The organism is Ottowia flava (genome assembly GCF_008017535.1).
Lineage (GTDB): Bacteria > Pseudomonadota > Gammaproteobacteria > Burkholderiales > Burkholderiaceae_C > Ottowia > Ottowia flava.
The window spans coordinates 92,618-115,709 of sequence record NZ_VRUA01000009.1 but is presented as its reverse complement, the minus strand read 5'-3'; the positions used below and the strand labels follow the sequence as shown (position 1 = coordinate 115,709).

21 protein-coding genes are annotated in these 23,092 nt (G+C 66.7%); 11 read left to right on the top strand and 10 right to left on the bottom strand.

Going from position 1 to position 23,092, the window contains the following annotated elements; genetic code table 11:
- Positions 1-74: 74 nt before the first annotated feature.
- From FVQ98_RS11020 to FVQ98_RS10995, 6 genes are all read left to right on the top strand, one after another.
- Positions 75-563 (top strand): tripartite tricarboxylate transporter TctB family protein, encoded by a 489-nt coding sequence (locus tag FVQ98_RS11020; RefSeq protein WP_147913492.1) that lies wholly within the window; start codon positions 75-77, stop codon positions 561-563.
- Between the two features lie 19 nt (positions 564-582).
- Entirely contained in the window at positions 583-2,094 is a 1,512-nt protein-coding gene (locus FVQ98_RS11015) for a tripartite tricarboxylate transporter permease (protein ID WP_147913491.1), read from the top strand.
- Positions 2,095-2,207: 113 nt separating this feature from the next.
- Complete coding sequence (locus FVQ98_RS11010) at positions 2,208-3,542, top strand: DUF3422 domain-containing protein (protein WP_147913490.1); 1,335 nt, start codon at positions 2,208-2,210, stop codon at positions 3,540-3,542.
- Between the two features lie 20 nt (positions 3,543-3,562).
- Entirely contained in the window at positions 3,563-5,173 is a 1,611-nt protein-coding gene (locus FVQ98_RS11005) for a gamma-glutamyltransferase family protein (protein ID WP_147913489.1), read from the top strand.
- Between the two features lie 35 nt (positions 5,174-5,208).
- Positions 5,209-6,150: a DMT family transporter gene (locus FVQ98_RS11000; RefSeq protein ID WP_147913488.1), complete on the top strand. Its 942-nt coding sequence runs from the start codon at positions 5,209-5,211 to the stop codon at positions 6,148-6,150.
- Between the two features lie 122 nt (positions 6,151-6,272).
- Complete coding sequence (locus FVQ98_RS10995) at positions 6,273-7,061, top strand: SDR family oxidoreductase (RefSeq protein WP_147913487.1); 789 nt, start codon at positions 6,273-6,275, stop codon at positions 7,059-7,061.
- A 48-nt stretch (positions 7,062-7,109) separates the two neighbouring features.
- Here FVQ98_RS10995 and FVQ98_RS10990 read toward each other — a convergent pair whose 3' ends face one another.
- Both FVQ98_RS10990 and FVQ98_RS10985 read right to left on the bottom strand, forming a co-directional pair.
- The gene (locus tag FVQ98_RS10990; protein ID WP_147913486.1) at positions 7,110-7,628 is read right to left on the bottom strand and encodes a hypothetical protein; all 519 of its coding nucleotides are present in this window, start codon (positions 7,626-7,628) and stop codon (positions 7,110-7,112) included.
- Between the two features lie 79 nt (positions 7,629-7,707).
- Positions 7,708-8,610 carry a DMT family transporter gene (locus FVQ98_RS10985; protein WP_147913485.1) on the bottom strand — a complete coding sequence of 301 codons (903 nt, stop codon included), beginning with the start codon at positions 8,608-8,610 and terminating at the stop codon, positions 7,708-7,710.
- 94 nt (positions 8,611-8,704) lie between these two features.
- Here FVQ98_RS10985 and FVQ98_RS10980 point away from each other — a divergent pair, with 94 nt between their 5' ends.
- The gene (locus tag FVQ98_RS10980; RefSeq protein ID WP_147913484.1) at positions 8,705-9,685 is read left to right on the top strand and encodes a quinone oxidoreductase family protein; all 981 of its coding nucleotides are present in this window, start codon (positions 8,705-8,707) and stop codon (positions 9,683-9,685) included.
- 147 nt (positions 9,686-9,832) lie between these two features.
- Here FVQ98_RS10980 and FVQ98_RS10975 read toward each other — a convergent pair whose 3' ends face one another.
- The 5 genes from FVQ98_RS10975 to FVQ98_RS10955 all read right to left on the bottom strand — a co-directional run bounded on the left by FVQ98_RS10975 (position 9,833) and on the right by FVQ98_RS10955 (position 16,525).
- Entirely contained in the window at positions 9,833-10,393 is a 561-nt protein-coding gene (locus FVQ98_RS10975) for an HdeD family acid-resistance protein (protein WP_147913483.1), read from the bottom strand.
- A 94-nt stretch (positions 10,394-10,487) separates the two neighbouring features.
- Positions 10,488-11,003 (bottom strand): signal peptidase II, encoded by a 516-nt coding sequence (gene lspA, locus FVQ98_RS10970; protein ID WP_147913482.1) that lies wholly within the window; start codon positions 11,001-11,003, stop codon positions 10,488-10,490.
- 183 nt (positions 11,004-11,186) lie between these two features.
- Positions 11,187-14,018: an isoleucine--tRNA ligase gene (ileS, locus tag FVQ98_RS10965; RefSeq protein ID WP_147913481.1), complete on the bottom strand. Its 2,832-nt coding sequence runs from the start codon at positions 14,016-14,018 to the stop codon at positions 11,187-11,189.
- A gap of 126 nt (positions 14,019-14,144) precedes the next feature.
- Positions 14,145-15,167 carry a bifunctional riboflavin kinase/FAD synthetase gene (locus FVQ98_RS10960; protein WP_147913480.1) on the bottom strand — a complete coding sequence of 341 codons (1,023 nt, stop codon included), beginning with the start codon at positions 15,165-15,167 and terminating at the stop codon, positions 14,145-14,147.
- Between the two features lie 173 nt (positions 15,168-15,340).
- Entirely contained in the window at positions 15,341-16,525 is a 1,185-nt protein-coding gene (locus FVQ98_RS10955; RefSeq protein ID WP_147913479.1) for an acyl-CoA dehydrogenase, read from the bottom strand.
- 105 nt (positions 16,526-16,630) lie between these two features.
- Between FVQ98_RS10955 and FVQ98_RS10950 the strand changes: the two genes are divergently transcribed.
- The 3 genes from FVQ98_RS10950 (at position 16,631) to FVQ98_RS10940 (ending at position 18,781) form a co-directional block, all read left to right on the top strand.
- The gene (locus FVQ98_RS10950) at positions 16,631-17,527 is read left to right on the top strand and encodes a LysR family transcriptional regulator (protein WP_147913478.1); all 897 of its coding nucleotides are present in this window, start codon (positions 16,631-16,633) and stop codon (positions 17,525-17,527) included.
- A gap of 22 nt (positions 17,528-17,549) precedes the next feature.
- Entirely contained in the window at positions 17,550-18,092 is a 543-nt protein-coding gene (msrA, locus tag FVQ98_RS10945; protein WP_147913477.1) for a peptide-methionine (S)-S-oxide reductase MsrA, read from the top strand.
- A gap of 248 nt (positions 18,093-18,340) precedes the next feature.
- The gene (locus FVQ98_RS10940) at positions 18,341-18,781 is read left to right on the top strand and encodes a CopD family protein (RefSeq protein WP_147913476.1); all 441 of its coding nucleotides are present in this window, start codon (positions 18,341-18,343) and stop codon (positions 18,779-18,781) included.
- Positions 18,782-18,825: 44 nt separating this feature from the next.
- Here FVQ98_RS10940 and FVQ98_RS10935 read toward each other — a convergent pair whose 3' ends face one another.
- The 3 genes from FVQ98_RS10935 to FVQ98_RS10925 form a co-directional block, all read right to left on the bottom strand.
- A complete protein-coding gene (locus FVQ98_RS10935) occupies positions 18,826-19,908 on the bottom strand; it encodes a YeeE/YedE family protein (protein ID WP_147913475.1) in 1,083 nt (360 codons plus the stop codon).
- Between the two features lie 138 nt (positions 19,909-20,046).
- Positions 20,047-20,679 (bottom strand): uracil phosphoribosyltransferase, encoded by a 633-nt coding sequence (upp, locus tag FVQ98_RS10930; protein ID WP_147913474.1) that lies wholly within the window; start codon positions 20,677-20,679, stop codon positions 20,047-20,049.
- Between the two features lie 76 nt (positions 20,680-20,755).
- Positions 20,756-22,291: a helicase HerA-like domain-containing protein gene (locus FVQ98_RS10925; protein ID WP_147913473.1), complete on the bottom strand. Its 1,536-nt coding sequence runs from the start codon at positions 22,289-22,291 to the stop codon at positions 20,756-20,758.
- Between the two features lie 60 nt (positions 22,292-22,351).
- Here FVQ98_RS10925 and FVQ98_RS10920 point away from each other — a divergent pair, with 60 nt between their 5' ends.
- A complete protein-coding gene (locus FVQ98_RS10920; protein WP_147913472.1) occupies positions 22,352-23,080 on the top strand; it encodes a YebC/PmpR family DNA-binding transcriptional regulator in 729 nt (242 codons plus the stop codon).
- The last annotated feature ends 12 nt before the right edge of the window (positions 23,081-23,092 follow it).

Genomic DNA, 23,092 nt, shown 5'->3' with positions numbered 1-23,092 from the left:
GTGAAATCCACATCGGGGCGCGTTCATCTGCTCGTCACAATGGCCGCTGAAATCGGCATCTGAGGAGATAACGCGTGCGCATAAAAAGTCAGAAAGACTTTTTCGCTGGCCTCTTGTACATGGGCATCGGCGTTGCCTTTGCCTGGGGGGCAACGAATTACACGATCGGTGACGGGGCCCGCATGGGACCTGGCTACTTTCCCTTGCTGCTAGGCATTGTCCTGGCGGTGATCGGGGGCATTGTGATGTTTCGAGCCCTGGTGGTAGAGACGGCCGACGGCGAGCCGATCGGACGGTGGGCCTGGAAACCTTTGGTCATGATCATCCTGGCCAACTTCGTGTTCGGCATTTTGCTGGGCGGCATTCCCAGCCTTGGCATTCCAGCGATGGGGTTGATTGCCGCGATCTACGGTCTGGTCTTCCTTGCGGCCCTGGGCGGCAGCGAGTTCAAGTTTGTCGAAGTGCTGATACTCGCCACGATCCTCGCTGTGGGTAGCTGGTTTGCGTTCGTATGGGGCTTGAACCTGCAGTTCCAGGTTTGGCCGAGCTTCATCTCCGGTTGAGCGCGAGGGGACCAACACCATGGATTTGATCAACAACCTCTCGCTCGGGTTCTCCGTCGCCTTCACGATGCAGAACCTGTTGTACGCGTTCATTGGCTGCCTGTTGGGCACGCTGATCGGCGTGTTGCCCGGCGTCGGCCCGGTGGCGACCATCGCCATGTTGCTGCCCGCCACCTACGCGCTGCCTCCGGTGGCGGCGCTGATCATGCTGGCTGGCATCTACTACGGCGCGCAATACGGGGGCTCCACCACGGCCATTCTGGTCAACCTGCCAGGTGAATCGTCGTCCGTGGTGACGGTGATCGATGGCTACCAGATGGCTCGAAAAGGGCGCGCGGGGCCAGCACTGGCGGCGGCGGGCATCGGCTCGTTCATCGCCGGCTGCGTCGGCACCCTGATTCTGGCGGGCTTTGCTGCGCCGCTGACGGAAGTCGCCTTCAAGTTCGGCCCGGCCGAGTACTTCTCGCTGATGATTCTGGGCCTGATCGGTGCCGTTGTGCTGGCTTCCGGCTCGCTGATCAAGGCGATCGGCATGATCGTGCTGGGTCTGCTGCTGGGCTTGATCGGGACGGACGTCAACTCAGGAGTGGCGCGCTACTCGTTTGATATTCCCGAATTGACCGACGGCATTGGCTTCATCGTGATTGCTATGGGTGTGTTCGGCTACGGCGAAATCATCGCCAACCTGTCCAACCCTTCCGAGCAGCGCGACGTGTTCACCGGCAAGGTGGAGCACATCTACCCGACCAAGGAAGACTGGAAGCACATGGCGCCCGCCATTCTGCGTGGGACAGCACTGGGCTCTGCCCTGGGCATCCTGCCGGGTGGTGGTGCGATGCTGTCGGCATTTGCGGCGTACACCATCGAGAAGAAGACCAAGCTGAAGCCCGGTGAGGTGCCCTTCGGCAAGGGCAACATCCGTGGCGTTGCTTCGCCGGAATCTGCCAATAACGCCGGTTCGCAGACCTCGTTCATCCCACTGCTCACGCTGGGCATTCCGCCCAACGCCGTGATGGCGCTGATGGTGGGTGCGATGACGATCCACAACATCCAGCCTGGCCCGCAGGTGATGACCAGCAACCCCGAACTGTTCTGGGGCCTGATCGCCTCGATGTGGATCGGCAACGCCATGCTGATCATTCTGAACCTGCCGCTGATCGGCCTGTGGATCAAGTTGCTGACGGTGCCCTACCGCTGGTTGTTCCCGGCGATCGTGCTGTTCTGCGCGATCGGTGTGTACTCGACCAACAACAACACCTGGGATGTGTGGATGGTGGGCTGGTTCGGCATCATCGGTTACATCTTCATCAAGCTCGGCATGGAGCCGGCCCCGCTGCTGCTGGGCTTCATCCTGGGGCCGATGATGGAAGAGAACCTGCGGCGTGCCTTGTTGCTGTCGCGTGGCGACTGGAGCGTGCTGGTCACGCGCCCGCTGTCTGCCACGTTGCTGGGCCTGGCGGTGCTGCTGCTCATCATCGTGCTGCTGCCGGCGGTCAAGAAGAGCCGCGAAGAGGCTTTCGTCGAAGAATAGCGTTCCGGCGCTTTCACCAAAACGGCACCTTCGGGTGCCGTTTTCACTGATGCAGTGTGCTGGCCCTCAGAGACAATCGCGTCTTTCGGCCCGCCCGCTACCCGCTGCACCGCATGTCCATCGCGCACCTTCAGAAGCAAGTCCTGCACGACGAGTTGCACGCGCGCCCTCCGGAAGCGCTGAACGCTCCGCTGAGCGTCTGGCACTGCGTCCTGTGGTCAGATGCCAGGGCGCGAGAGCTGAGCCGTGAGCACCTGGAGGCCTTGTTGATCGGGCGAGGGCTGCCGCCCATGGCGGCGGACGCGAATTTTCATCGCGTGCACCTGGACGGCGTCACGCTGCGTTGGGAACAGCACACCGAATTCGTGTGCTGGACTTTCTTCCAACCAATGGCATCGGCCGAAGTCGACGCGTTGTTGGCCGGCCAACCGCCGGTGCCGGCGCTCGGCTTGTCCCGCGAGTGGCTGGACGGCTTGCCAGGGGATTGCGTGACGCGCCTGTGCGTCTGGGCGGTACCGCGCCCACGTGACGGCCTATCGGGCGCCTTGCGAGCGTTGTTTGATCCCGGCAGCGTGACTGGCTCCTCGGTGATCAGCCACAGCTCTGATCTGCATACCGATATGCGTGTTCAGGCCGACGGTTGCATCCGCATGCTCGTCTTGCTGGGTGAGGTCGGGCCTGGGCCGGTGACTCCCCGCCGGCTGGGCCGGCTCGTGCAGCGCCTGCTGGACATCGAGACCTACCGGGCGGCTGCGCTGATGGGGTTGCCGGACGCGCGCGCGTCAGGCAGTTGGTTGTCGCAAGGCGAGAAGGAACTGGCGGAACTGGCTCAATTGGTGCGCGATGCGTCGCCAGCCGATGAAACGGCCTTGCTTGATCGGCTGACCCGGCTGGCCGCGCAGCTTGAAAGCCGCTATGCCGCCACGCACACCCGCTTTTCGGCCAGTGCGGCGTATTTTGCGCTGGTCGAGCAGCGCCTGGCCGACATCTCGGAACAGCGCCTTCCCGGCATGCAATCGCTGCACGACTTCATGCAGCGGCGACTGATGCCTGCCATGCATACCTGCGCGTCGGCGGACCGCAGGCAGGCGGCTTTGTCTCAACGCATTGAACGGATCAGTGGCTTGCTTCGCACCCGCGTGGAGGTGGAGCAGCAGCAATCCAGCCGTGCCTTGCTGGCCGGCATGACGCGGCGGCAGGACCTGCAGCTCAAGCTGCAGTCCACCGTCGAAGGGCTGTCGGTGGCGGCGATCTCCTATTACGTGCTCGGCCTGCTGGGCTATGTGCTCAAGGGCGCGCAGAAGCTCGGCTGGCCCTTCAGCGTGGAGGCGAGCATCGCGGTGGCGGTGCCCCTGGTGGTGTTGGCGGTGTGGTGGTCGCTGCGGCGCCTGCACCATCGCATCGCCGGACACGCTGAGCGCGCCAATGGCGACCACGGCGAGCTTTGACTTTCGATTCTGGGAAACCCATGTTCAGCTACACCCATCCGTACCCGAGTGCGCGTCTGCCTGTGTTTGCGCGCAACCTGGTGGCGACGTCGCAGCCACTGGCGGCGCAGGCGGGTCTGCGCATTCTTCAGCAAGGGGGCAATGCGGTCGATGCGGCCATCGCGACCGCCGCGGCCATGGCGCTGTGCGAACCCACAGGCAACGGGCTGGGCAGCGACGCTTTCTGCATCCTTTGGGACGGACAGCGTCTGCACGGGCTGAACGCCGCGGGACCCGCACCAATGGCTTGGGATCGCCGCTATTTCGTCAAGAAGTACGGTTCGGCAGCGGCTGCCCCGCCGTTGCGCGGCATCGACAGCGTGACCGTGCCGGGCGCGATCGGTGGCTGGGCGGCGCTGAGCCAGCGCTTTGGTCGCCTGGCACTGAGCCAGGCGCTGGCGCCTGCTGCCGAAATCGCAGAGCGGGGCTATGGCGTACCGGTGATCGTCCAGCAGAAATGGGCTGCCGCCGCGGCCGAATTGGGGAGTCAGCCGGGCTTCAGCCAGGCCTTCATGCCCGGCGGGCGCGTACCCAAGGTTGGCGAGCTGTTTCGGATCCCGCAGGCGGCGCGTGCTTTGCGGCTGATCGGGGAGACCGACGGCAAGGCTTTTTACGAGGGCGAGGTCGCGCAAGCCATTGAGCGCTTTATCGCAGCCCAGGGTGGGGCCTTGCGCCACTCCGACCTAGCGGCCTACCAGCCGGAGTGGGTCGAGCCGCTGGCCATGGACTACCGTGGCTACACGCTGCACGAGATCGGCCCGAGCACCCAGGGCATCGCCGCGTTGATGGCGCTGGGCATGCTGGCGCATTTCGACGTGCGGGCGTTGGGGCTCGATACCGCCGCCGCGTACCACGTGCAGATCGAGGCGATGAAGCTCGCCTTTGCCGACGTGTACCGCCATGTCGCCGAGCCTTCGTCGATGGCGGTGACGGCTACGCAAATGCTGGATGCCTCGTACCTCCAAAGCCGTGCGAGACTGATCGACATGCACCGTGCGCAGGATTTCGGCCCTGGCCTGCAGCCGTCTGGCGGCACGATCTATCTGACGACCGCGGACGATAGCGGCATGATGGTCAGCTTCATCCAGAGCAACTACCTCGGCTTTGGCTCGGGCTGCGTCGAGCCGGAGTTCGGCATCAGCCTGCAGAACCGCGGTCACGGCTTCAGCCTGCAACCCGGCAGTCCGAACGAGGTGGCGCCAGGCAAGCGGGCGTTTCACACGATCATTCCCGCATTCGTGACCCGCGCCGGTCAGCCGGTGATGAGCTTTGGCGTCATGGGTGCGCACATGCAGCCGCAGGGCCACGTGCAGACGCTGGTGCGCATGGTCGACTTCGACCAGAATCCCCAGGCCGCCTGCGACGCGCCGCGCTGGCGTGTGAACCCCGGGCTCAGCATTAACCTGGAGCCCACCGCGCCCGCCGCCGTGGCCGAGGGCCTGCGTGCGCGCGGCCACCAGATCGCCGCCACCAACGATGTGTACCAGGACTTCGGTGCTGGCCAGTTCATCTGGCGTCTGGGCGTCCCCTACACCGCGGGCTACGTCGGCGCCAGCGACCCGCGCCGCGACGGTCAGGTGGCGGGGTACTGACTTCGCTCCGGAAAGCTGGAAGGTTGGCAACAGGTTTGACGTCAAATACGACGGTAGCGCAGGTGGATATTGCGCAAACAGCTAGCAATAGAGTAGCAATCGGCGTCGCCCTGGCAGCCGCAGGCGCCATCGCGTTCAGCGGCAAGGCGATCATCGTCAAGCTGGCCTACCGCTACGGCGTGGATGCGGTCACGCTGATCATGTACCGCATGGTGTTTGCACTGCCCTTCTTCCTTGGCATGGCCTGGTGGGCCGGACGGGGCAAGCCGCCATTGACGGGGCAGGACTGGCTCGGTGTGGTGGGGCTCGGCTTTTCTGGCTACTACCTGTCCAGCATGCTCGATTTCGCCGGCCTGCAGTACATCAGCGCCAGTCTGGAGCGCTTGATCCTGTACCTGGGCCCGACGCTGGTGCTGCTGCTGAACTGGGCGGTCAAGGGGCGCCGCGTAGCACGCGCCCAGCTGCTCGCCATGGCCGTGAGTTACGCGGGCGCGCTGCTGGTGTTCGGGCTGGAGCTGCGGCTGGTGCCCAGCAGCGCCACGGCCTGGGGTGCCTTGCTGGTGTTTCTGTCGACGGCCAGCTATTCGGTCTACCTGTTCTTCAGCGGTGAATTGGTGCAGCGCATCGGCGCGCTGCGCCTGGGCGGCTGGGCCACCGGCGTGGCCTGCCTGTTCTGCATCGCACAGTTTCTGCTGCTGCGCCCGTTGTCGGCCGCGCAGGTGGCGCCCGAGGTGTTGTGGCTGTCGCTGATCAATGGCACGCTGTGCACCGCGGCGCCGGTGCTGATGGTGATGATGGCCGTCGAGCGCATCGGGCCCGCCATGGCCGCGCAGGTCGGCATCGTGGGGCCTCTGGCGACCATCGGCATGGGCATCGTGGTGCTGGACGAACCCTTCACGCCCTGGCTGGTCGCAGGCACCGCGCTGGTGGTGGCGGGCATCTACCTGTTCACCCGCGCCGGGCGGGCAGTTCGCTAACATTGCTACAAAAAGAGAAGCTGTCTGCGCAGATGTGCCATGCGCTGGCGATCAATTTGATGCATGATCGCTTCATGCGGCACCAGCGGCCGCGGACTTCCCATCACGAAAGGACGACAAGCATGGACTTGGGTATTGCAGGCAAATGGGCGTTGGTCGGCGGCGCCAGCAAGGGTTTGGGGCGCGGCTGCGCCGAAGCGCTGGCGGCCGAAGGCGTGAACGTGGTGCTGGTCGCGCGCGGCGCCGAGGCGCTGGCCAAGACCACGGCCGAGATTCAGGCCGCGCACCCCAAGGTGCAGGTGCAGATGGTGGCCGTGGACATCACCACGGCCGAAGGCCGCGCTGTGGTGTTCGCACACCACGCCGACTTCGACATCGTGGTGACCAACGCCGGTGGGCCGCCGCCCGGCGCGTTCCGCGACTGGAGCCGCGACGACTGGATCAAGGCGGTGGACGCCAACATGCTGACGCCGATCGATCTGATCAAGACCACCATCGACGGCATGATCGCGCGCGGCTTTGGGCGCATCGTCAACATCACGTCCAGCGCGGTGAAGGCGCCCATTGACATCCTGGGCCTGTCCAACGGCGCGCGTTCGGGGCTGACCGGCTTCGTCGCCGGCGTGGCGCGCAACCCGGAGATCGCGGCCAAGGGCGTGACCATCAACAACCTGCTGCCCGGCAAGTTCGACACCGACCGCCTCGCCGGCACCATGGTCGGCGCGGCCAAGAAGACGGGCAAGTCGATCGACGAAATCCGCGCCCTGCAGGCCGGCCAGATCCCGGCCAAGCGCTTCGGCACCGCGGCCGAATTCGGCGCCGTGTGCGCCTTCCTGTGCAGCCAGCAGGCCAGCTACCTCACCGGCCAGAACATCCTGCTGGACGGCGGCGCCTACCCGGGCACCTACTGATGGGATTTTGGCGGCACCGCGCCGGATGGCGTGGCGCGGGCCGCCGTGTCAGGCGCCCAGGGCCTGGCGGATCTGCTCGATCAGCGACTTTTCCGCATCGCTCAGCCGCGTGCCGCCAAAGCCCAGAAAACCGCCTTCGGTCGACGCCATCGCCACTTTCTCGGCCACGCCCAGCGCCCATTCGCGGTACTGCGCGGCCTGCGCCGGGTCGACCTTGCTGTTCAGCAACTGAGCGGCTTCACGCGCGTCTTCCAGCGTCTGCGCGGTCAGCTTCTCGGCGGAGGTGATCTGCTTGTCCTTCATGCGGGCCATGGCCCAGTCGCGCGTCTTGCGGGCCTGGTCCAGCTCGGCACTCTTATCGGCGGCAGAAGGGTCCGGCACGATGGCCTGGATCAACTCGTTGTCGGGGTAGTTCTTCACACCCGACATCAGCGCCTGGCCGGAGGCAAACATCTCCTTGCCGGTGCCGAACAGCCCGCTGCGCCCGGCAAAGGCCACGGCCGAACCGATGGATTGGGGCAGGGCGGCCAGCAGTTGCAGTTCGTCTTCGCTCAGGTTCAACGCCATGAGGGTCTCCGTGGGATGGCACAAACCGCCGAGTCTACGAAGTCGCGGCGTTGCCCGCTGTAGGCCGCGACCGTCAACTTCAGCGCCGCGACGACACCACGATGCCCGCCACGATCAGCGCGAAGGCGATGGCGTGGTACCAGCGCGGCGATTCGCCCAGGAACAGCGTCGACATGATGGCGGCGAACACCGGCGTGAGGTTGGAGAAAAAGCCCGCCACCGCGGGCCCGGCGCGCTGCACGCCCATGCCCCAGCAGCGGTAGGCGATGACCGCGGGGCCGATGGCAACAAAGGCCAGGATTGCCGCCAGCGGCCAGCCCCAGTACAAGCGCCCGCTACCCAGCGCCCATTCGCCCCCGGCCAGCGCGCCCGACCACGCCAGGCCGTACACCATCTGCGCGAGCAAAAAGGCGGCCCAGTCGGCGCGGATGCCGTCGGGTTCGGCCCGGCGCGACAGCAGCCATGAATACCAGGCCCAGCAGATCGACGCGGCCAGCATGTACAGATCGCCCGGCACCAGGCGCAGGCGCGCCAGTTGGGCCAGATCGCCCCGCGCCAGCACCAGCGCCACACCGGCGATGGACAGCGCCACGCCGGCAAGCTGTTGGCGCGACACCGGCGCCTGAAAGAACAGGCGGCCGATGGCCAGCATCCACAGCGGCATGCTCGACGCCACCAGCGTCACGTTCAGCGGCGTGGAGGTCTGCAGCGCCAGGTACTGCAGCGCGTTGTACAGGCCCACGCCCAGCAGACCCAGCAAGGCAAAGCGCCGCCAGTGCGTCCATATCCCACTTCCGCTTCGCAGCACCCAGCCGCCCAGCGGCAGCAAGATGAGAAAGGCCAGCGCCCAGCGAAAGAAGTTGAGCGTGACCGGCGAAATCAGGTCCACCGCGACGCGGCCGACGACGGCGTTGGCGGCCCACAGAAAGGGCGGAATGGTCAGCAGCGCGGCGGCCGCAGGGGTCAGGCGGGATGAAGACATGCGTGACGCCAATGGTGCCACGATGGCCACGCGCCCATCGCAGGCGTGGCAACATCGGCGGTTCTGTCCCCATCCATTCCTGAGGAAATAACGCATGGCCCTGACCGTCCAGATCGATCAACCCGGTGGCCCCGAAGCCATGAAGCTGGTGGACCTGCCCGTGGGCGAGCCCGGCCCCGGCCAGATCCGCATCCGCCACGAAGCCATCGGCCTGAACTACATCGACGTGTACCAGCGCACGGGGCTGTACCCGTTCCCGATGCCGCTGACGCTGGGCATGGAAGGTGCCGGCGTGGTCGAAGCCGTGGGCGAGGGCGTCACGCACCTGAAGGTGGGCGACCGCGCGGCCTACGCCAGCAACCCGCCCGGCAGCTACAGCGAGGCGCGCGTCATGCCCGCGCTGGCGGTGTGCAAGCTCCCTGAAGACATCGGCTTTGACACCGCCGCCGGCATGATGCTCAAGGGCTTGACCGCGCAGTACCTGCTGCGCCGCACGCTGCCGGTGGGTGGCCTGCAAGCGGGCGACCAGATACTGTGGCACGCGGCCGCGGGCGGTGTCGGCCTGATCGCCTGCCAGTGGGCCAAGGCGTTGGGCTACGAATTGATTGCCACGGCCGGCTCGGACGAGAAATGCCAGCTGGCTCTGGCCAATGGCGCGGCCCACGCCATCAACTACCGCACCGAAGACTTCGTGGCGCGCGTGAAGGACATCACCGGCGGCCAGGGCGTGAAGGTGGTGTACGACTCGGTCGGCAAGGACACCTGGGCCGGCTCGCTGGAATGCCTGCGCCCGTTCGGTCTGATGGCCAGCTTTGGCAACGCCAGCGGCCCGGTGCCGCCGTTCGCGCCCGCGGTGCTGGCGCCCAAGAGCCTGTACGTGACGCGCGCCACGCTGTTCACCCACATTGCTACGCGCGAGAACTGCCAGGCCATGGCGGACGATTTGTTCCAGGTGGTGCAAAGCGGCAAGGTCAAGATCCACATCGAGCAGCGCTTTCCGCTGGCCGATGTGCAGGGCGCGCACCGCCTGCTGGAGGCGCGCAAGACCACCGGCTCGACCATTCTCCTGCCCTGACCGGCGCGTGCCATGGGCTGTTGGCTGATGCGGCATTTTCAAGCCAGATCGGCCTCCAGCCTTACAGCAGATTGCGCAGCCAGCTACTGTATTGATAGTAAGAGGGGCTCGGTGAAGCGGTAGCCGAGGCCCCGGCAGGCCAGCCGGTCAGCCGTTCAGCTTGCGCACCTTGAAGGCCAGCATGACCAGCAGCACGCCAAAGATGAAGGCGTAGGCGGCAATGATCCAGGCCACGGCCAGCGCACCGGCGCCCGGCCGCGCGACCAACAAGCCGCCGAACACGATCGACAGCAAGCCGCTCAGGCCCATCAGCCATTCGCCCTGGATTTCCTTGCGCAGCCGGATCGCCGCCACGATCTGCAGCACGCCCGTGATGACGGCCCAGGCGGCGATGTACATCAGCAGCACCAGGCCGGTGATGCCGGGGTTGATGAAGGTCAGCACGCCAACGGCCACGCTGACCAGGCCCCACAGCAGCAGCACCCACCAATGGCGGTGTTCCTGACGACCGGAAAACGCGGCCCAGATGCCCAGAATGCCGTCCGCCAGCACGTAGATGCCGAACACCAGCACCAGCGCCGCCAGAGAAATTGCGGGCTGCATCCAGGTCAGCACCGCGAACACGATGGCGACGATGCCGCGCAGCAGCAGCACCCACCAGTTGCGGGCCATACCAGCGGCGAGGTCGGTGGCGGGCAGGCGCGGCATGGAGGGCTCCCTGGAGTGAACGCGGAAACCCAATGTACTCCCGGGCGTTGGGCGGTGGCACCCCGCGCCTGTCATCCAAGCGCCCGCGCGAATGTCAGCGCGTGCGCCGCACGCGCAGTATCTCGTCCAGGATCAGGCCGATGGCACCCGCCGTGATGGCGGCGTCCGCCACGTTGAACGCCGGGAAGTGGCCGCCGCGGAAGATGCCACCGAGGAAATCCCAGTGGAAGTCCAGAAAGTCCACCACGTAGCCGTGCATCATGCGGTCAAGCACGTTGCCCACCGCGCCGCCCAGGATCATGCTCAGGCTGAACGCGAACAGTTTCTGCCCCGCGTGCGAGCGCAGCAGCCACACGATGAAGCCCACCGCCGCCAGCGCCAGCGCGATGAAGAACCAGCGCTGCCACCCGCCCGCGCCAGCCAGGAACGAGAACGCCGCGCCCGTGTTGTGCGCCCGCACGACGTTGAAAAAGCTAGTGACGTAGGTGCTGTCGCCCAGCCGGTAATGCCCCAGGATCAACTGCTTGGTGAACTGGTCCGCCAACACCACCAGCGCCGCCAGCGCCAACCAGATGGCCATCGAACGGCCGGAAGAACGCGAACTCGCCATCTCAGTTTCCTGCGCCGCAAAGCGCGTTTGTCGTGTTGCAGAACACCTGTCGACCGATGTGCACGCGCGGCGCCCACACCAGCGAACGCCACGCCCGGACCTGCGCCGGGCGTCGGCGTTGTCCCCCCTCGCGAAGCAGAGGGGGGAAGGCGCCGTCAGGCGACTGAGGGGGGTGTTTCCTACTCACGCCACCGTGCGGGATTCGCCCGCGCCGTACAGGTTGCTCACGCAGCGGCCGCACAAGGTGGGGTGGGCCGCGTCGGCGCCGACGTCGTCGCGGTAGTGCCAGCAGCGTTCGCACTTCGGGCTCGAAGAGGCTGTGGCGCTGACCTGGAGCGCGCTGCCAGCTACCAAGTCGATAGCGGAAGTGATGAACACGAACTTCAAATCGTCGCCCAGGCTGGCCAGCAGCGCGTGGTCTTCCGGCGGCACCGTCAGCGTGACCTTGGCTTGCAGCGATGAGCCGACCTGTCCCTGCTCGCGCAGCGTTTCGATTTCCTTGTTGACCACCTCGCGCAGTTCGCGGATGCGGGCCCATTTGGCCAGCAGCGCGGTGTCTGGCTCGGGCAGCTTCCAGAACTCCTCGAAGAAGATCGAGTCGCTGGTGCCGAACAGCTTCCAGGCCTCTTCGGCCGTGAAGCTGAGGAAGGGCGCCATCCAGCGCAGCATGGCGTGCGTCAGGTTCCACAGGGCGGTCTGGGCGCTGCGGCGGGCCAGGCTGCCCGGCGCCGTGGTGTAGAGCCGGTCCTTGAGCACGTCGAGGTAGAAGCCGCCCAGGTCTTCCGAGCTGAACAGCGCCAGCTTGGCGACCACCGGGTGGAATTCGTACACCTCGAAGTGCGCCAGCACCTCGCGCTGGAATTCGGCCGCGCGGGCGAGCGCCCAGCGGTCGATCTCCAGCATCTCGCTGGCCGACACGGCGTCTTTGGCGGGGTCGAAGTCGCTGGTGTTGGCCAGCAGAAAGCGCAGCGTGTTGCGGATGCGGCGGTAGGTGTCGATCACGCGGGCCATGATCTTGTCGTCGCCCGCGATGTCGCCGGAATAGTCGCTGGAAGCCGTCCACAGGCGCAGCAGCTCGGCGCCCCATTTCTTGTTGGCTTCCTGCAGGTCGATGCCGTTGCCGAGCGACTTGCTCATCTTGCGGCCCTGCGCGTCGACGGTGAACCCGTGCGTCAGCAGGCTGCGGTAGGGCGCGCGGCCGCGGATGGCGCTGGCCAGCAGCAGCGACGAGTGGAACCAGCCGCGGTGCTGGTCGTGCCCTTCGAGGTACATGTCGGCCTCGGGTCCGTCCGTGTGGTGCTCGTTGGGGTGCGTGCCGCACAGCACGTGGAAGAAAGTCGAGCCGGAATCGAACCACACCTCGAGGATGTCGTTGAACTTGCGGTAGTGCTGCGCGTCCTCGTCGCCCAGGATTTCTTCGGCCGTCACGCGGCTCCAGGCCTCGATGCCGCCTTGCTCGATGATGTCGGCGGCCTGGTCCAGGATCTCCAGCGTGCGCGGGTGCAGCTCGTCGGTTTCCTTGTGCAGGAAGAAGGCGATCGGCACGCCCCAGGCGCGCTGGCGGCTGATGACCCAGTCCGGGCGCCCGGCGATCATGTCGCGCAGGCGCGCCTTGCCGGAAGGCGGGTAGAAGGCGGTGTCTTCGATGGCGCGCAGCGCCGTGCTGCGCAGGCTTTCGGGCGCCTTGTCCTTGGTGAACACGCCTTCGCCATCGTCCATGCGCACGAACCACTGCGACGCGGCGCGATAGATCACCGGCGACTTGTGGCGCCAGCAGTGCGGGTAGCTGTGCGTGATGGTGCTGGTGGCCAGCAGGCGACCGGCGTTGTCGAGCGTCTTGACGATCTCGGGCACGGCCTTCCAGATGTTCATGCCGCCGAACAGCGGGAAGTCGTCGGCGTAGCTGCCCCCGCCCTGGACCGGGTTCAGGATGTCGGCGTGCGCCAGCCCGTGCGACACGCACGAGTTGAAGTCTTCGATACCGTAGGCGGGCGACGAGTGGACGATACCGGTACCGTCGGTGTCGGTGGCGTAATCGGCCAGGTAGACGGGCGCCAGGCGGCGATACCCTTCATGCACGTCGTACAGCGGGTGCTTGAAGTTCAGGCCGCCCAGCTTGTCGCCGGTGGTGGTGGCGAGCACGGTGCCTTCCAGGCCAAAGCGCTTCAGGCTGTCTTCCACGCGCGCCTTGGCCAGCACGAGCAATCCCTTGGGCGTATCGACCAGCGCGTACTCGATGTCCGGGCCCATGTTCAGGGCCTGGTTGGCGGGGATGGTCCACGCGGTGGTGGTCCAGATCACCACAAAGGCGGGTTTGTCCAGCTTGGGCAGGCCAAAGGCGGCGGCCAGCTTCTCGGGCTCGGCCGCCTCGAAGGCGACATCGACGGTGTTGCTCTTCTTGTCCTGGTATTCGATCTCGGCCTCGGCCAGGGCCGATCCGCAGTCGAAGCACCAGTACACGGGCTTGAGGCCGCGGTAGACAAAACCGCGCTCGATCAGGCGCTTGAACAGACGCAGCTCACCCGCCTCGTTGGCGAAGTTCATCGTCTTGTAGGGGTTGTCCCATTCGCCCAGCACGCCCAGGCGCTTGAAGTCCTTCATCTGCGCGGCGATCTGCTCGGTGGCGTAGGCGCGGCCCTTGGCCTGCATCTCGTCGCGGCTCAGGTTGCGGCCGTACAGCTTTTCGATCTGGTTTTCGATCGGCAGACCGTGGCAGTCCCAGCCCGGCACATAGTGCGCGTCCAGGCCCTTGAGCTGGCGCGCCTTGACGATCATGTCCTTCAGGATCTTGTTGACCGCATGGCCCGCGTGCAGCGTGCCGTTGGCGTAGGGCGGGCCGTCGTGCAGGATGAATTTCTCGCGCCCGTGGCGGGCATCGCGCAGGCGCTTGTACAGGCCTTTTTCATCCCATTCCTGCACCCAGCCGGGCTCGCGCTTGGGCAAGTCGCCGCGCATCGGGAAGGGCGTATCGGGCAGGTTGAGCGTGCTGCGGTAATCGGTCTTGTCCTGGCTCATGGTGTCGGCAACGGAAAATTTGAATCAAATTGGCCGCTGGCGCAGGCTGCACCTGCGCAGGCAGCTATGAAATCGGGAGTGGGGCAACTGGCGTTGGCGCGTCGGCAAGGGGCGCCCGCCGCCCCTTCAAATTCGTGCCGAACGGCTGGCGAGCCAGGCGCGCGCGTCGTCGCGATCGCGCGCTATGCCTTCGGTCAGCGCCGCGAGGCTGTGATAGCGCAACTCGTCGTGCAATTTGTGCAGCAGATCCACGCGGATGATTTTACCGTAGGCCCCTTCCGGCCCCAGGTGCGCGGGCCAGTCGAGGCAATGGGTTTCCAGCAGCACGCGGCCGCCGTTCACGTCGGTCGGGTCCAGCGACGGGCGCACGCCCAGGTTGGCGACGCCCGGCAGTGGCCGATCGGCCAGGCCGTGGACTTCGACCACGAAGATGCCGCTGGCGGCGGGTTTCCAGGCGTGGGCGCGGCGCGAAAAGCGCAGGTTGAGTGTGCGAAAGCCATCTGCCGCGCCCGGCACGCTCTCGGCCAGCGCGCGGCCCAGCTTGCGCCCGTGCACCACGTGGCCGCTGATGCTGTAGGGGCGGCCCAGCAGGGCGGCGGCGTCCTGGAGCCGGCCCTGGTCCAGCGCCTCGCGCACCGCCGAGCTGGACACGCGCAGGCCGTGCACTTCGTAACTCTGCATACGCGCCACGTCAAAACCCAACTGCGTGCCGGCGGCGTCCAGCATCGCGTAGTCGCCCGCGCGCTTGGCGCCAAAGCGGAAATCGTCGCCCACCAGCACGTAGCGCACGCCCAGGCCGCCGACCAGCACGTCGTCAATGAAGGCCTGCGGCGGCTGGCTGGCCAATTCGGCGTTGAACGGCAGCACGATCGCCTGGTCCACGCCGCAGCGCGCCAACTCGGCCAGTTTGTCGCGGAAGGTGGTGATGCGCGGCGGCGCCAAATCAGGCTTGCCGGTGACGGCGGCGAAATAGTCGCGCGGGTGCGGCTCGAATGTCATCACGCAACTGGGCACGCCGCGGTGCGCAGCCTCGTTCTTCAGCAGCGCCAGCATGGCCTGGTGGCCACGGTGCACGCCGTCGAAGTTGCCGATGGTCAGGGCGCAGCCCGGTGCCATACCGGGGTGGCGCAGGCCGCGGAAGATTTTCATGGGTCGTTATAGAAGCGCTGATGGCCGGGGGCGATGGCCGCCGTTCAAACCCCTGATCATGCGCCATAGCCAAGGGCCACCCGGTGGCCAGAAAACAAAAGGCCCGCGCACGTGGCGCAGGCCTTCAGCTGGGGGCTGGGGCGCCGCCCTTCAAGTCGCCGCGCGGCGGGTGATCAGTTCGCGAACGCCGCAATCCCCGTGATCGCGCGGCCCATGATCAGCGCGTGCACGTCGTGCGTGCCCTCATAGGTGTTGACCACCTCCAGGTTCACCAGATGGCGGGCCACGCCGAACTCGTCGCTGATGCCGTTGCCGCCCATCATGTCGCGCGCCACGCGGGCGATGTCCAGCGCCTTGCCGCAGTTGTTGCGCTTGAGCACCGAGGTCAACTCGACCGGGGCGACGCCCTCGTCCTTCATGCGGCCCAGACGCAGCACGCCCTGAAGGCCCAGGCCGATGTCGGTCAGCATGTCGGCCAGCTTTTTCTGGATGAGCTGGTTGGCGGCCAGCGGGCGGCCGAACTGGTTGCGGTCCAACACGTACTGGCGGGCGCGGTGGAAACAGTCTTCGGCGGCGCCCATGGCGCCCCAGGCAATGCCGTAGCGCGCGCTGTTCAGGCAGGTGAACGGGCCCTTGAGGCCGCGCACGTCCGGGAAGGCGTTTTCTTCGGGGCAGAACACCTCGTCCATGACGATTTCGCCCGTGATGCTGGCGCGCAGGCCGACCTTGCCGTGCACGGCCGGGGCCGTCAGGCCTTTCCAGCCCTTTTCGAGGATGAAGCCGCGGATCTGGCCGCCGTCGTCCTTGGCCCAGACCACGAACACGTCGGCGATCGGGCTGTTGGTGATCCACATCTTGGCGCCACTCAAGCTGTAGCCGCCGTCGACCTTTTTGGCCCGCGTGATCATGCTGCCGGGGTCGGAGCCGTGGTTCGGCTCGGTCAAGCCAAAGCAGCCGATCCACTCGCCGCTGGCCAGCTTGGGCAGGTATTTCTGCTTTTGCGCTTCGGTGCCGAATTCGTTGATCGGCACCATCACCAGCGAGCTTTGCACGCTCATCATGCTACGGTAGCCGGAATCGACGCGCTCGACCTCGCGCGCCACTAGGCCATAGCACACGTAATTCAGGCCGGCACCGCCGTACTGCTCGGGGATGGTGGCGCCCAGCAGGCCCAGCTCGCCCATCTCGCGGAAGATGCTGGCGTCGGTCGTTTCATTGCGGAAGGCCATCTGCACGCGCGGCAGCAGCTTTTCCTGGCAGTAGGCGCGGGCCGCTTCCTGCACCTGACGCTCGTCGTCGGTGAGCTGTTCGGTCAGCAGGAAGGGGTCTGCCCAATTGAAAGTGGCTTTGGCTTTCATGTCCGGTCTCCTGGGTGTTGTCGGGTCGCGATGGTGGGATTGTGACGCGGGCATGAATAGCTGTCTAATATCGAATAACGATAAATTGATAGGTATTGAGTATTCATGGAGCTCCGCCACCTGCGCTATTTCCTCGCGCTGGCCGACGCATTGCACTTCGGCCGCGCGGCACAGCGGCTGGCGATCAGCCAGCCGCCGCTGACGGTGGCGATCCAGCAGCTGGAGGCCGAGGTCGGGGCGCCGCTCTTCGTGCGCAACAGCCGCGGCGTGCAGCTCACCGCGGCGGGCCGGGCGCTGGTGCCGGCCGCGCAAACCGCGCTGGACCAGGCAGCGCAGGCGCTGGACGCCGCGCGCGACGCTGCCAGCGGGCAGGTCGGCCGGCTGCAACTCGGTTTTGCCGGTACGGTGCTGTACCGCGGCCTGCCGCAGATGCTGCGGCGCTTTCAGGCCGAGCACCCGCGCCTGGCGCTCACGCTGCGCGAGATGAGTTCCAGCGACCAGCTGGTCGAGCTGCTGCACGGGCGGCTGGACGTGGGTTTTGCCCACGTGCCGCGCGCGCCCGAAGGCCTGGCCGAACAGCTGATTTCGAGCCAGCCCTTCGTCGCCTGCGTGCCCCACGGCCATGCGTTGGCGGCCGAGCGCGCGGTGCCGCTTTCGGCGCTGGCGGGCGAGGCGCTGGCCATCGTTTCGCGCGAGGTCTCGCCCGACTACCACGCGCGCATCCTCGCCGCGTGCCAGGCGGCAGGCTTCGCGCCGCAGCCGCTGCACGAGTTGCGCCACTGGCTGAGCGTCACTTCGCTGGTCGCGCAGGGGCTGGCGGTGGCGCTGGTGCCCGAGGCTCTGCGCCTGTCGGGCCTGGCCGGCGCGGTGTTTGTGCCGGTGACCGACCCGCACGGCGCGCTGCCGCGCTACGAAACGCGCTGCCTGTGGCGCCCGGCGCAGGGCCAGCCGGCGCTGGGGTTGTTCCTGGGCGCGGTGCAGACCGTGGCCGAGGGCGGCTAGCATGGCCCCTCAGGAGATCGATATGACTGAAAAAACCGAAACCCTCGTGCTCGGCGGCGGCTGCTTCTGGTGCACCGAAGCTGTCTTCAAGGAAGTGCGCGGCGTGCTGGACGTGGAGAGCGGCTACAGCAACGGCCAGGAAACCGCGCCGACCTACGAGCAGGTGTGCACCGGCCGCACGGGCTGCAACGAAGTCGCCAAGCTGGTGTACGACCCGGCGCAGATCAGCACGCGCCAGCTGCTGGAAATCTTCTTTGTGGTGCACGACCCGACGCAGCTCAACCGCCAGGGCAACGATGTCGGCACGCAGTACCGCAGCGGCATTTACTTCACCACGCCCGAGCAGCAGGCCGTCGCCAACGACCTGATCCGCGAGGCCAGCCAGGACAAGCTGTACGACAGTAGCATCGTGACCGAGGTCGAGCCGCTGACGCACTACTTCCCGGCCGAGGCCTACCACCAGGACTTCTTCGAGAAAAACCCGACGCAGGGCTACTGCATGGCCGTGGCCGCACCCAAGGTGGCGAAGTTTCGCAAGACGTTCCGTGCGATGGCGAAAGCCTGAGACGCGCGCCGGCTGTGGCTGCCCGCGCAGCCGGGCTGCTGTGGGCCAAGGTTGGCAAAAATTCAAGGGATTTTGGCCTCTAGCCCTACAACCATCTGCGCAGCCAGCTATCAAATAGATAGTAATGGATTTCTGTGAAACCTGATGCGTGTCAAGGCGGCGGAGGCCAAGGCGGCGAAAAATAGGGCATCAGGCGGCGTGCAGCGACGTGCTGCGCCTCTCTCGACTCCGCCCGCGCTTTTCGCCCCATGTACGCCACCGCACTTTTCCTGCATGTTCTGGGGGCCACCATCTGGACCGGTGGCCATCTGGTGCTGGCCCTCGCCTGGCTGCCGCGTGTGGTGCGCGAGCGTTCGCCCGAGCAACTGTTGCGCTTTGAGCAGGGCTACGAGCGCATCGGCATGCCCGCGCTGGTGGTGCAGGTCGTCACCGGCGTCTGGATGGCGTGGCAGATGGTGCCGAGTGTGGGTGCCTGGCTGTCGCCCGAAACACCGGTCGCGCGCGCCATCGCGCTCAAGCTGGGCCTGCTGGTGCTGACGGCGCTGATCGCCACGCACGCCCGGCGGCGGGTGATTCCGCGCCTGACGGCGGCGACGCTGCCGCTGATGGCGTGGCACGTGGCGGCGGTGACGCTGATTTCGGTGGCGTTTGTCGCCGTGGGCGTTTCGCTGCGCTTCGGCGGGGTGTAGCGCGGCAGGCGATTGGCTGAGTCAACGCCGGCTGAAGGCCGCGTTCAGGCCGGCAACGGTTTCCCGGCGCCCAGGCCACGCGGCCGCAGCCGAAGCGTGATCAGCGCACCCACCACAATGCCCGCCACCGCCGGCACGCTGGCGAACGCCAGCGCCGACAGGCCGCTCAAGGCCTGGCCGATGGTGCAGCCCACAGCGACCACGCCGCCAAACCCCATCAGCAGGCCGCCGACGATCGAGCCGGCCAGGCGCGATGGGCTGTCAAAGCCCTCCCAGCGCGCGGTGCGCGTGGCCAGTGCCGCCACCAGCGCACCCAGCAGCGTGCCGACGACGATGGCCGCGCCCAGGCTGAACTTGCGCCCCAGCGACATCTGCAGGTAGAGCAGGGCGTCGGCCACCGGGCCGACGAAGCTGAGCGAGCTCATCGGGATCGGCTCGAACGGATCGACGCCGACGTGGGCACTGATCCACCAGCCCGCGGCCACCAGCGCGCCAATCGCCAGCGCGCCCAGCCACTCGCGCCGGCTGCGCCGCAGGCTCGGGCGGCGCACGGCGAACAGCAGCAAGGCGAGCACGGGCACGGCCGTGGCCAACCCGACGGCCAGCGGCGCCGGCAGGCCTTGCGCCTGCAGTTGCGCGGGCAGCGTGGCGTGCGTCAGCGTCACCGTGCCCCAGCCTTGAAGCCAGTTGCGCAGCGGGGCAAGCACGCCCGTGAGCGACGCCTGCGCGGCAATGGCCAGGCCCAGCAGCGTGACCAGTGCGCGCAGGTTGCCGCTGCCCAGCAGCACCAGCGCGCGCGCACCGCAACTGCGTGCCAGCGCCATGCCCACGCCGAACAGCAAGCCGCCGATGAACACCGCCGTCACCGAAAAGCGCGCGCGCACGACGGGCGCATTCGCCCAGTCGATCTGCCCCAGGTACGCCAGCGCCTGCGCGCCCAGCAGCGCTACCGCCAGGGCGAGAGCGAAGGCCTGCAGCGCCGGTGAGCCGTCGCGCTGGGCGTCGTCCCGCCCCACGGACTGGCGCAGGCCGCGCAAGAGGCAGAAGCGGCTGACCTGCGCGGCGGCGCCAAAAGCGGCGCCGAGCGCGAGGCCCGCCCAGAGCACATGACTGACTTCGGATTCCATGTCGATGGGTGAATGGCGTGGGCTTGCCCGCGTGAGGGTCCATGAAAGCGCCGCAGCAGTGGAACAGCGGCGCAGCGTGCCGCACGTCGTGCGGTGTTCGAACAGGTGCTGCCGCGCCTTGGAGCGCGGGCAGCGCCTTTACTTCGTTCCGAAGATCCGGTCGCCCGCGTCGCCCAGGCCGGGCAGGATGTAACCGTGGTCGTTCAGCTCGCGGTCGATCGCGGCGGTGTAGATCGGCACATCGGGGTGGGCGGCCGTCAGCGTCTTCAGCCCTTCGGGCGCGGCCAGCAGGCACAAAAACTTGAGCGAGCGCGGCTTGTCCGCCTTCAGCCGCGTCAGCGCAGCAACGGCCGAATGGCCAGTGGCCAGCATCGGGTCCACGGCGATCACATCGCGCTCGGTCAGGTCGCCCGGCATCTTGTAGAAGTACTCGACCGCCTGCAGCGTCTGCGGGTCGCGGTACAGGCCGACGTGGCCGATGCGCGCGCTGGGCACCACGCGCAGCAGGCCGTCCAGCATGCCGTTGCCGGCGCGCAGGATGCTGGCAAACACCAGCTTCTTGCCGTCAATCATGGGGCTCATCATTTTTTCAAGCGGCGTCTCGATCTCGACCAGCTGTGTGGGCGTGTCGCGCGTCACTTCATAGGCCATCAGCATGGCCAGCTCGCCCAGCAGCGTGCGGAAGGTGGTGCTGCTGGCTTCCTTGTTGCGCATCAGCGTGAGCTTGTGCTGCACCAGCGGGTGGGTGATGTGGTGGACTTGGGCGGGCATTTGTTTGCTATTGTTTGAGTAGCTGGTTGCGCAGGTGGTTGTAGGGCGATAGGTCGATTTCTTGTAAATTTGAAGCTCAGCGCTTCTTGCCGCCCAGCAGGCTGCCCAGCGCACCGCGCACCAGTTCGCGGCCCATGCGGCGCATCTCACCCTTGACCACGTTCTGCACCAGACCGTCGTACTGGCCGCCGCGCGGGCCGGTGCGGCCGAACAGGGCTTCCTTGCCCATGGTCATCAGATCGCCGAACAAGCCGCCGTTGTCGGCCGCAGGCGCACCCGCGGCGCCGGTGGCGCCGGGCGCTGCGGGGGCGCCAGGTTGGCCGGCGGGCACGGCCTGGGCGCCGCGCTGGGCCAGCAGCTCGTAGGCCGATTCGCGGTCGACCGTCTGCTCGTAGGTGCCGGCCACGAGGGACGACTTGATCAGCTCGGCGCGCTGGGCGTCGCTGATCGGGCCGATCTGGCTGCCCGGCGGGATGACGAAGACGCGCTGCGTCACGCCCGGGCGGCCTTTTTCATCCAGGAAGCTGACCAGCGCCTCGCCGGTGCCCAGCTCGGTGATGGCCTGCTCGATGTTCAGGTCGGGGTTGCCGCGCATGGTTTCGGCCGTCGCCTTGACCGCCTTCTGGTCGCGCGCGGTGAAGGCGCGCAGCGCGTGCTGCACGCGGTTGCCCAACTGCGCCAGCACGGTGTCGGGCACGTCGATCGGGTTTTGCGTGACGAAGAACACGCCCACGCCCTTGGAGCGCACCAGGCGCACCACCAGTTCGATGCGCTCCAAGAGCGCCTTGGGCGCGTCGTTGAAGAGCAGGTGCGCTTCGTCAAAGAAGAACAGGAACTTGGGCTTGTCGGGGTCGCCGATCTCGGGCAGGCGCTCGAACAGGTCGGACAGCAGCCACAGCAGGAAGGTGGCATAGAGCCGCGGCGAGGTCATCAGCTTGTCGGCCGACAGGATGTTGACCACGCCCTTGCCGCCCACGGTCTGCATCATGTCCTCGATGTTGAGCATGGGCTCGCCGAAGAACTTGTCGCCGCCCTGGCTTTCCAGCGTGAGCAGGCCGCGCTGGATGGCGCCCACGCTGGCGCTGCTGACGTTGCCGTACTGGGTGGTGAACTGCTTGGCGTTGTCGGCCACGAAGGTCAGCATGCTGCGCAAGTCCTTCAGATCGAGCAGCAGCAGGCCGTTGTCGTCGGCGATCTTGAACACCAGGTTCAGCACGCCCGACTGGGTTTCGTTCAGGTCGAGCATGCGCGCCAGCAGCAGCGGGCCCATGTCGGAAATGGTGGCGCGCACCGGGTGGCCCTGCTCGCCAAACACGTCCCACAGCGTGACGGGGCAGGCCATGGGCGCGGGCGCGGGCAGGCCGCGCTCCTTCAGGATGTCGGCCATCTTGCCGCTGATGGTGCCGGTCTGGCTGATGCCGGTCAGGTCGCCCTTCACGTCGGACATGAAGACCGGCACGCCGATCGCACTGAACGATTCAGCGATCTTCTGCAGCGTGACGGTTTTGCCCGTGCCGGTGGCGCCGGTGATGAGGCCGTGGCGGTTGGCCAGGCCCGGCAGGATGAAGGTTTGGATGTCGCCGTGCTGGGCGATAAGCAGGGGTTCGGCCATGGCGGTGCGTCAAAAGTAAAATCGCCGCATTATCCCAAGCACTTCAGGAAGCAGAATTTCATGGCCGGACACAGCAAATGGGCCAATATCCAGCACCGCAAGGGCCGCCAGGACGAAAAACGTCAGCGCGTCTGGACGCGCGTGGTGCGTGAAATCATGGTGGCCGCGCGCACCGGCGGGGGCGACCCGAACGCCAACCCGCGTCTGCGGCTGGCGATCGAAAAGGCCAAGGCGGCCAACATGCCCGCCGACACCGTCAAGCGCAACATCGACAAGGCCACGGGCAACCTCGAAGGCGTGAGCTACGAGGAAATCCGCTACGAGGGCTACGGCATCGGCGGCGCGGCCATCATCATCGACACGATGACCGACAACCGCGTGCGCACCGTGGCCGAAGTGCGCCACGCCTTCAGCAAGTACGGCGGCAACATGGGCACCGAAGGCTCGGTGGCCTTCCAGTTCAAGCACGTCGGCCAGCTGATCTTTGCGCCTGGCACCAGCGAAGACAAGGTGATGGAAGTCGCCCTGGAAGCGGGCGCCGACGACGTCATCGCCGATGAGGAAGGTGCCATTGAGGTGCTGACCGACCCGGCACAGTTCGAGGCCGTGAAAAACGCCCTGGAAGCCGCCGGCCTGACGCCCGAAGTCGCCGAAGTCACCATGCGCGCCGAGAACACCATCGACCTGAGCGGCGACGATGCCGCCAAGATGCAGAAGCTGCTCGACGTGCTGGAAGACCTGGACGACGTGCAGGACGTGTTCCACAACGCGAATGTGGAGCTGGAGTGACCCCTTGGCTGC

What these genes read in the sequence shown, in the direction of transcription:
- FVQ98_RS11015 (WP_147913491.1), top strand. Translation starts at nt 583, where the DNA reads ATGGATTTGATCAACAACCTCTCGCTCGGGTTCTCCGTCGCCTTCACG.
- FVQ98_RS11010 (WP_147913490.1), top strand. Translation starts at nt 2,208, where the DNA reads ATGTCCATCGCGCACCTTCAGAAGCAAGTCCTGCACGACGAGTTGCAC.
- FVQ98_RS11005 (WP_147913489.1), top strand. Translation starts at nt 3,563, where the DNA reads ATGTTCAGCTACACCCATCCGTACCCGAGTGCGCGTCTGCCTGTGTTT.
- FVQ98_RS10995 (WP_147913487.1), top strand. Translation starts at nt 6,273, where the DNA reads ATGGACTTGGGTATTGCAGGCAAATGGGCGTTGGTCGGCGGCGCCAGC.
- FVQ98_RS10990 (WP_147913486.1), bottom strand. Translation starts at nt 7,628, where the DNA reads ATGGCGTTGAACCTGAGCGAAGACGAACTGCAACTGCTGGCCGCCCTG.
- FVQ98_RS10985 (WP_147913485.1), bottom strand. Translation starts at nt 8,610, where the DNA reads ATGTCTTCATCCCGCCTGACCCCTGCGGCCGCCGCGCTGCTGACCATT.
- FVQ98_RS10980 (WP_147913484.1), top strand. Translation starts at nt 8,705, where the DNA reads ATGGCCCTGACCGTCCAGATCGATCAACCCGGTGGCCCCGAAGCCATG.
- FVQ98_RS10975 (WP_147913483.1), bottom strand. Translation starts at nt 10,393, where the DNA reads ATGCCGCGCCTGCCCGCCACCGACCTCGCCGCTGGTATGGCCCGCAAC.
- lspA (WP_147913482.1), bottom strand. Translation starts at nt 11,003, where the DNA reads ATGGCGAGTTCGCGTTCTTCCGGCCGTTCGATGGCCATCTGGTTGGCG.
- ileS (WP_147913481.1), bottom strand. Translation starts at nt 14,018, where the DNA reads ATGAGCCAGGACAAGACCGATTACCGCAGCACGCTCAACCTGCCCGAT.
- FVQ98_RS10960 (WP_147913480.1), bottom strand. Translation starts at nt 15,167, where the DNA reads ATGAAAATCTTCCGCGGCCTGCGCCACCCCGGTATGGCACCGGGCTGC.
- FVQ98_RS10955 (WP_147913479.1), bottom strand. Translation starts at nt 16,525, where the DNA reads ATGAAAGCCAAAGCCACTTTCAATTGGGCAGACCCCTTCCTGCTGACC.
- FVQ98_RS10950 (WP_147913478.1), top strand. Translation starts at nt 16,631, where the DNA reads ATGGAGCTCCGCCACCTGCGCTATTTCCTCGCGCTGGCCGACGCATTG.
- msrA (WP_147913477.1), top strand. Translation starts at nt 17,550, where the DNA reads ATGACTGAAAAAACCGAAACCCTCGTGCTCGGCGGCGGCTGCTTCTGG.
- FVQ98_RS10940 (WP_147913476.1), top strand. Translation starts at nt 18,341, where the DNA reads ATGTACGCCACCGCACTTTTCCTGCATGTTCTGGGGGCCACCATCTGG.
- FVQ98_RS10935 (WP_147913475.1), bottom strand. Translation starts at nt 19,908, where the DNA reads ATGGAATCCGAAGTCAGTCATGTGCTCTGGGCGGGCCTCGCGCTCGGC.
- upp (WP_147913474.1), bottom strand. Translation starts at nt 20,679, where the DNA reads ATGCCCGCCCAAGTCCACCACATCACCCACCCGCTGGTGCAGCACAAG.
- FVQ98_RS10925 (WP_147913473.1), bottom strand. Translation starts at nt 22,291, where the DNA reads ATGGCCGAACCCCTGCTTATCGCCCAGCACGGCGACATCCAAACCTTC.
- FVQ98_RS10920 (WP_147913472.1), top strand. Translation starts at nt 22,352, where the DNA reads ATGGCCGGACACAGCAAATGGGCCAATATCCAGCACCGCAAGGGCCGC.